The 3764-nt window shown below is 36.8% G+C and carries 2 protein-coding genes; both read right to left on the bottom strand.

From position 1 onward, the window contains the following. A partial coding sequence (locus CYO92_RS09220) for a hypothetical protein (protein ID WP_219808121.1) occupies positions 1–293 on the bottom strand: 293 nt, incomplete at its 3' end. Between the two features lie 429 nt (positions 294–722). After that, positions 723–3764, bottom strand: a 3042-nt coding sequence (locus tag CYO92_RS09265) for a beta strand repeat-containing protein (protein ID WP_180997981.1), incomplete at its 5' end; no start/stop codon positions are given.

Genomic DNA, 3764 nt, shown 5'->3' with positions numbered 1-3764 from the left:
GATGTGCTCTCTCCTACATATGCTGATAAAGGAATTTTTATACTTCCTGCTGGCAAAGCAGGTCCTGTTGTTCCAGTTCCAGTCCCAGCCCCAACAGCACTTCCTCCACTTACACCAAAGGCATTATTACTAGATGATGTGGCTCCTACTGAAATTGCGACATTTCTGCTTGCTATATGAGCATTTATATTACTAATATGCCCTCCCTCAGCAAAACTAACAGAAGTTAGGCTTACGCCATCTCCGCCTACAATTCCCGCATCTCTGCCACCTACGAATGAAATATTTGCCACTGTTTGGCTATTACTGTTAGTGACTTGATCTAGAGTTATGGTTTCTTTATCATTGGTTTTAGTTATTGCTACTTGAGAGTCAGTACTATCTGTAACTATCTTTTCGTTTTGATCGATATCTTCTACGCTAAGATCTTTTACTTCTCCAGTTGCATCGTTAAGGGTTATTACATTTCCCTCTTGTAGCACTTTTACCCACTCCAGCTTATTTATTATATTTAAATTGTTTTGATTTCATAAATCGGCAAATTATATATATTTTTAAAGGGCATGTCTATTGTACTTTGGTGCTAATTTTGGATATGTATTGGATTAAAAATATTAAATTTGCTAGTTAAATTCGAGTTTTAAGGTAATTAAAATAGAAATTTATAGAATAAAAATATCCCAAAGGATTTTTCCTTTGGGATTAAAGTAGCTAGTTAAAATTTAAATATCAACATGTACTTGGTTTTGAACTTCTAGAGTTACAGTTTTTCCACCCTCTGTATTAGTATAAACATTGTAGTTAATACCATCTTCACTAGTAGTGCCTGAAGCAACCCAACCCTTACTTGCAAGACCAAGATTATCGCCACTATCGCCATCTATTCTTAGCCTATTGTTGCTATCAGTCATATCTAGAACATCTTTAGCTGATAGAGATACATTATGATTTCCTTCAGTTAGATCCAATATTTCAAAATTTTTAACTTTAGTAAGGTCTACGCTATCATCAGCAATCTTTAATCTATCTTTGTTTCCAGCTCCACCATCGATAGTCGAAGTATCTTGAATACTTGCATTTTTACCGATAGAGATAATATCATCTCCACCGCCACCAGATATTATAGAACCGTTAGTCATCTTTAGTTTGTCGCCTATAGTGATAATATCGTTTCCATCGGTAGTCTTACTTTGTGCAACTCCATCATTCCCCCAGTCACCGTAAATACCAGCTTTACCATCTAGAGTAAGATTATCACCTATCTTGATATCATCACCCAAGTGACCACCGTTTATACCGACTCCATTTTTAAGTGTAACACCATTTCCTATTTTTACAATATCATTACCAAATGTGCTTGAATCCCTTGTATCTCCACTATCCATATAGATATTAGCATCTAGCGCTTTATTGCCAGTTATCGTAACACCATCTCCAATCTTTAGAGTATCTTTATGAAATCCTAAATGTATATGAGTATTGCTAACGTCACCGTTTATTGTTACAGTATCGTTTTGATCTCCGGTGATAAGCCTAGAGTGCTCAACAGTAGCACCCTTAGCAATATTAATTTCATCTTCATTACCGTGAAGCGCTATAGTGGCATTTTTAACGACAGCACCGTCTTTGATGTTTACTGTATCCTTTGCATTTGCGTTATACCATGCTTGTATGAATGTTTTGTATTCGCCATTATTTAAATTGGTATATTGATCGCCAAAGAATTGACCGCTTGCCTTATTGTCTATGTTTACAGTATTTTTTCCGCCACTATAATTATTACCTAGCCAAATTTGAGTTCCACTAAACTTACCACCTCTTATATTTACAGTATCACCGCCTTTGCCTTCACTATCGACAACTCCACGTCCTGTATCTATCTCTGTTTTAGTTAGTATTCCACCGTTTATATTTATCTCATCATTACCATTACCGCCATCAATTTGAACATCATTTAAATTTGCTCCGGCATTAATATATACTTTGTCTTCGCCTTTGCCCATATTAACGAAGGAGTCATTTTTAAAATTAGCGTTTTCTATCGTAAGTTTGTCATTGCCATCGCCCATATCTGCTTTGACTTTTACCGTAGCTCCGCCGTGCATCTTTATCTCATCGTCTCCGCCGTAAGTTTGAAGATTATTGCCGACGTTAGTATAAGTAAAGTCGCCTGCTATATCTATAACGTCTTTGTTTTGGCTACCCATAAGACTTTTTACTTTAGCTTCACCGCTTTGATGGAAATTCATATATTGCTCACCTAGAGATGAATCAGCCTTTATGGATACATCTTTTAGTACGGCGTTTCCGGTTACGTTTAGAGTAGCTTTATCTGTTGATTTACCGCCTTCAAACTGCAATGTAGTGCCATCCAACTCGGCATTATCCTTGATTTCTATCTTATCATCTGCTCCAGCTCCAGTGCTAAAATTACCACCTTTAGCCTTAACGTTGCCACTTATAGTTATAGTATCATTACCTTGTTCTCCTTCAAGATATGTGCCGTTCAAGATTGCATTGCCACTTACTGTTATAATATCGTCACCGCTTCCGCCCTTATTGAATCCGCCGGTTAAATTTGCGTTTCCGGTTATGGTTATCTCGTCATCACCTTTACCAGACGTAATATTAGTGTTCCTAAGTTTTGCATCCTCGATTTTTACAGTATCTTTAGCCCCGCCATCCGCATTAACATTAGCATCACCAGTATCTATATTTACGTTATTTAATTCAGTCCTTGCACCTGAAATAGTTATCTGGTCATTTCCTGGTCCATTTGTAGGATCAAGTGTAGCTCCGAAGTCGCCTAGTATAGAGCCACCAGTAAATTTAGTTCCATCGTTAATGAAAATTTTATCGTTTCCAGCTCCGCCAGATACGCCGCCTATACCTCTAGGACCGTTAAATTCCGCTCCGTTAATGTGTATCTCATCATCTCCGTCATCAGCCCAAACGGTACCTTTATTAAATTGAACACTACTTTCTAAATATACTTTATCGTTGCCTCGTCCAGTTGTAATGAGTGAATTGTCTTGAAATATAGTTCCATCTTTTACAGTAACGATATCATCTCCATTTTTCGTATATACATTAGAGTATTTACCTGGACTACTTTCCATAAATGTAGCGTTTGAAATAGTTATTACGTCATTATCGTCAGCTGCTGTATCGCTTCCTGTACTTAGCGTAGAGCCTTTAAATATTATACGATCAGTAGAATTTAATTTACCGTCATTGATCTTTATAGTATCTTTACCTGCACCCATATCTACATTTACATTAGTAAGTGTTATGCCACTTTTTATATTTATAGTATCTGAGCCATCTTCGGTTACAATATTTGATTGAGCCGTTGCGGTAATATTTGTATTTATGTTAACAGTATCGTTATCAGCTCCAGTATTTACAGTGCTACCATTAAAAGATGTTGCATCGATATTAACCACATCTTCACCACCCTCGGTTACTATAATTGTGTTATTTACAGAAGATCCGTTAGGCAGTTCTACTCTATCTGCGCTACTTCCGCTTGACATCCAGTCCACTGTGGCATTATTTAGAAATTTAACATCATCAGTTCCTACACCACTTTTTACCAAATTTATGTGAGTATCATCTATGATTATATCATTGGAAGTATCCGATCCAAACACTTTTAAATTTGGATTAGGATTTACTATCTTTGCTACTGAGCCATCATCTGGATAGTTTGAAGCTTTTGCTGTGCTAGTTACCGCTAGGTCTTTAGCATCATCTTGACCAAT

Source organism: Campylobacter concisus, assembly GCF_002913715.1.
GTDB lineage: Bacteria > Campylobacterota > Campylobacteria > Campylobacterales > Campylobacteraceae > Campylobacter_A > Campylobacter_A concisus_AG.
Note: the sequence above shows the minus strand (reverse complement) of the source record. Positions and strands in the feature narration are given on the sequence as shown.